The following is a 3,088-nucleotide window of genomic DNA, read 5'->3' as shown; positions in this document are numbered from 1 at the left end:
GGCGGCCCGGTTCGGGGGCAGCGACCGGGTCGTGGTCCGCGCGACCGCCCCGGCGGCGTTGCTCCGCCCCTCGGCCCCGTCCCGGGACCGGGGCTACGCCTTCGTCGCCGACCCGTCCCAGCAGCTCGCCCGGATGGACGGCGCGGACGTGGTCTCGCTGATCGACGGCGCCGAGTACCTGATGACCAACGACTACGAGAAGTCGCTGCTGCAGAGCAAGGCCGGCCTGACCGACGCCCAGCTCCTGGAGCGGGTGAAGGTCCGGGTCACCACCCTCGGCAAGGACGGTGTCGAGATCGCCACCCGGGACGCGGAGCCGTTCCGGGTGCCGATCGCCCGGGAGATCCGGGCCGTCGACCCGACCGGGGTCGGCGACGGCTTCCGGGCCGGTTTCTTCGCCGCCCTGTCCTGGGGTCTCGGCCTCGAACGCGCCGCCCAGGTCGGCTCACTGCTGGCCACCCTGGTGCTGGAGACCGTCGGCACCCAGGAGTACGACGTGCGCCGCGACCTGTTCGTCAAGCGGCTGGCCGAGTCGTACGGGGACGCCGCCGCCGAGGACGTTCGGCCGCACCTGGTGCCATGACGCAGCTCCTGGTCGTCTTCGCCGGCCTGCCGGGGGTGGGCAAGAGCACCCTCGCCGGGCAGGTCGGCGTGGCGCTGGGCGCGGCGGTGCTGGCGGTCGACCCGATCGAGCGGGCGCTGGCCCGGCACGGGCTGACCGGCCCCGGGTCGGGCCCGGCCGGCTACGACGCGCTGGCCGGGCTGGCCGAGGTGCAGCTGGGGCTGGGCACCAGCGTGGTGGTCGACGCGGCCAACCCGGCAGCCGGCACCCGGGGGCTCTGGTTCGAGCTGGCCGAGCGGGCCGGGGTGCCGCTGCGGCTGATCGAGGTGTACTGCGGCGACGAGGCGGAACTGCGCCGCCGGGTCGAGGCCCGGCATGCCGCCGACCCGCTCGCCCCGACCTGGGAGCAGACCCGGCAGCGCGGCACGGGGTACGAACCGCTGATCGGCCCCCGCCTGGTGGTCGACACCACCATTCCGATCGACCCGCTCCCGGCGATCCTGCGGTACCTCACCTGATCCCGGCCCGACTGGCTGTTCCGGTCCGGGCACCTGGCTGTCCTGGTCCCGGTCCGCACCTGGCGTGCGGCCGGTTCGGCTGGCGGCCGGCTTCGGGGAAGGCGGCCCGCGTCGGGCGGGGTCAGCCGGCCTGCCCGGGGGAGCGGGCCGGGGTGGCGGCGACGAACGCCGCCCACTGACGGGCGGGGAAGATCAGCACCGGGCCGGACCGGTCCTTGCTGTCCCGCACCGCCACCCCGTCGGGCAGGACGGCACACTCGACGCAGTCGCCGTTGTTGGTGCTGCGGCTGCTGGTGAACCAGCGGGCGGTGGTGAGGTCGGGGGTGCGCACGGTGGCCTCCGAGGGGCGCTAGGCCGCGCCGGCCAACTCCCTGATCAACGCGCGCGACTCGGCGGGCGAGAGGGCGACCTGGCGCAGGTTGTCTGCCACCATGCTATAGGTGCGTACCCCGTCCGGGTCCTGCACGTACATCGCCCCGTCGAGCACCTCGGTGTAGGCGATCGGGCGCACGTTGGCGAAGTCCAGCAGGACGAATTTGCCTATCGCACCGGCGGCGTGCGGGCCGTCCTCGGGGCGGAGCACCTGCACGGTGACGTTCGGCAGCTCGGACATGGTGGCCAGGTGGGCGAGCTGCGCCCGTCGGGTCTCGTCGCCGTTGACCCGTAGCCGCAGCGCCGCCTCGCCGATCACCGCGTGCAGGGTGAGCGGGTCGTCGTCGGTGAGCCGCCGGGCCCGGGTCTGCCGGAAGGACACGAAACGCTCGGCGTGATCGGGGCGGACGAATCCGGTGCCCAGGGTCAGCGCCTGGGCGTACTCCTCGGTCTGGAGCAGACCGGGGATGACCATCGACTCGAACACGAACGCCCCGTCGGCCAGCCCTTCCAGCCCGACGTACGTCTTGAACCAGTCCGGCATCACTGCGGCCCAGGGTGCCCACCAGGTCTTGGCGTCGGAGCGGCCGGCCAGCGTGGTCAGCCGGTCGATCGCGGGCTGGTCGGCCCCGCAGGCGCGGAGCACAGCCGCGATGTCCTCGGGAAACTGCTGGTAACGGCCGGTCTCCATGTGGCCGAGCTTCGGCTTGCCGATGCCGGTGCGGGCCGACAGCTCGGTCAGCGTCATCGGTGCCTCGCGGCGATACCGACCCAGCTCGGCACCGATCAGCCAGCGCAGCGCCGAAGGATCTGTTCGCCTGCCCATGTATCGCCTCCACGACTCGTACCGACGAAGAACATCATGCCGTTGAGTCTTCCGAAGAGCAAGGATAGGAGCTATACGTATAGCAACGACTCTTGGAGGTGGTCATGCCTGACCCCGCGCCGCTCGGCACGCCCGAGGAGTTCCACCTGATGCTCGTCGACCTTGCGAACGAGTTCGCCCCACGCCGGTTCGCGCTCTGCGAGGAGTACGGCGACCGCCTCGACGGCGGGGTCTTCGCCTGGGGCCTGGCCTTCCCCGACAGCGCCCTGCTGCGCCACGACGGAAGAACGTCGACCGGGCACTTCGCCACCGCCGAGAGCGCGCTGCGGCTCTTCGCCCGCACCGGCCGCCGCCTCCACCTGATCTGGATCGACACCCCCATCCCCGCCCGTGTCGATCATGGAGTTGTGGTGCCTTCGAAACGGCAGTAATGCCGCATATCGACCACCACAACTCCATGATCGACGGGGCGGGGCGGGGCGGGGCGGGGCGGGGCGGGGTGGGTCAGTGGGTGCGGCGTACCTCGTAGGCGGGGCCGTCGGGGAGGGCGGCGACGAACTCCTGGGCGCGCATCCGGCACCAGGCGGGGATGTCGACGGCGGCGGCCGGGTCGTCGGCGAGGACCCGCAGGACCGTGCCGACGGGCAGCTCCGGCAGCCGGCGGGCCAGCGCGATCACCGGCAGTGGGCAGCGCTGCCCTCGACAGTCCAGCACCTCCACCGGCCCGGTCCCCGCGCCGCCCCCGCCCCCCCCCCCGCCCCCCCGCCCCGGCCGGGGGGCCGCCCCGCCCGGGAGGCGGGCCGCCCGGGC

At 73.5% G+C, this 3,088-nt stretch carries 6 protein-coding genes; 3 read left to right on the top strand and 3 right to left on the bottom strand.

What is annotated here, in order from left to right:
- The coding region (locus ACOJTC_RS00525; RefSeq protein ID WP_420115307.1) for a PfkB family carbohydrate kinase at positions 1–583 on the top strand (583 nt) is incomplete at its 5' end.
- On the top strand, positions 580–1,080 hold the full coding sequence (locus tag ACOJTC_RS00520) for an AAA family ATPase (protein ID WP_420115306.1): 501 nt from the start codon (positions 580–582) through the stop codon (positions 1,078–1,080). The genes ACOJTC_RS00525 and ACOJTC_RS00520, both read left to right, overlap by 4 nt.
- A gap of 121 nt (positions 1,081–1,201) precedes the next feature.
- Here the strand turns inward: ACOJTC_RS00520 and ACOJTC_RS00515 are convergent, their stop codons facing one another.
- Positions 1,202–1,411 carry a DUF397 domain-containing protein gene (locus tag ACOJTC_RS00515; protein WP_363651516.1) on the bottom strand — a complete coding sequence of 70 codons (210 nt, stop codon included), beginning with the start codon at positions 1,409–1,411 and terminating at the stop codon, positions 1,202–1,204.
- 18 nt (positions 1,412–1,429) lie between these two features.
- Positions 1,430–2,278, bottom strand: coding sequence for a helix-turn-helix domain-containing protein (locus ACOJTC_RS00510; RefSeq protein ID WP_420115305.1), 849 nt, complete (start codon positions 2,276–2,278; stop codon positions 1,430–1,432).
- A gap of 104 nt (positions 2,279–2,382) precedes the next feature.
- Here ACOJTC_RS00510 and ACOJTC_RS00505 point away from each other — a divergent pair, with 104 nt between their 5' ends.
- Positions 2,383–2,709, top strand: coding sequence for a hypothetical protein (locus ACOJTC_RS00505; protein ID WP_420115304.1), 327 nt, complete (start codon positions 2,383–2,385; stop codon positions 2,707–2,709).
- A gap of 73 nt (positions 2,710–2,782) precedes the next feature.
- On the opposite strand, the gene ACOJTC_RS00500 is transcribed toward ACOJTC_RS00505, so the two are convergent.
- Positions 2,783–2,998, bottom strand: coding sequence for a sulfurtransferase TusA family protein (locus ACOJTC_RS00500; RefSeq protein WP_420115303.1), 216 nt, complete (start codon positions 2,996–2,998; stop codon positions 2,783–2,785).
- Positions 2,999–3,088 lie beyond the last annotated feature (90 nt).

Source organism: Micromonospora sp. (genome assembly GCF_048594385.1).
Lineage (GTDB): Bacteria > Actinomycetota > Actinomycetes > Mycobacteriales > Micromonosporaceae > Micromonospora > Micromonospora wenchangensis.
The sequence above is the reverse complement of the archived record's forward strand: the minus strand, read 5'-3'. Positions and strand labels throughout refer to the sequence as shown.

Excerpts from the sequence above, each read along its gene's own strand:
- ACOJTC_RS00505 (WP_420115304.1), top strand. The coding sequence starts at position 2,383 with ATGCCTGACCCCGCGCCGCTCGGCACGCCCGAGGAGTTCCACCTGATG.
- ACOJTC_RS00510 (WP_420115305.1), bottom strand. The coding sequence starts at position 2,278 with ATGGGCAGGCGAACAGATCCTTCGGCGCTGCGCTGGCTGATCGGTGCC.
- ACOJTC_RS00520 (WP_420115306.1), top strand. The coding sequence starts at position 580 with ATGACGCAGCTCCTGGTCGTCTTCGCCGGCCTGCCGGGGGTGGGCAAG.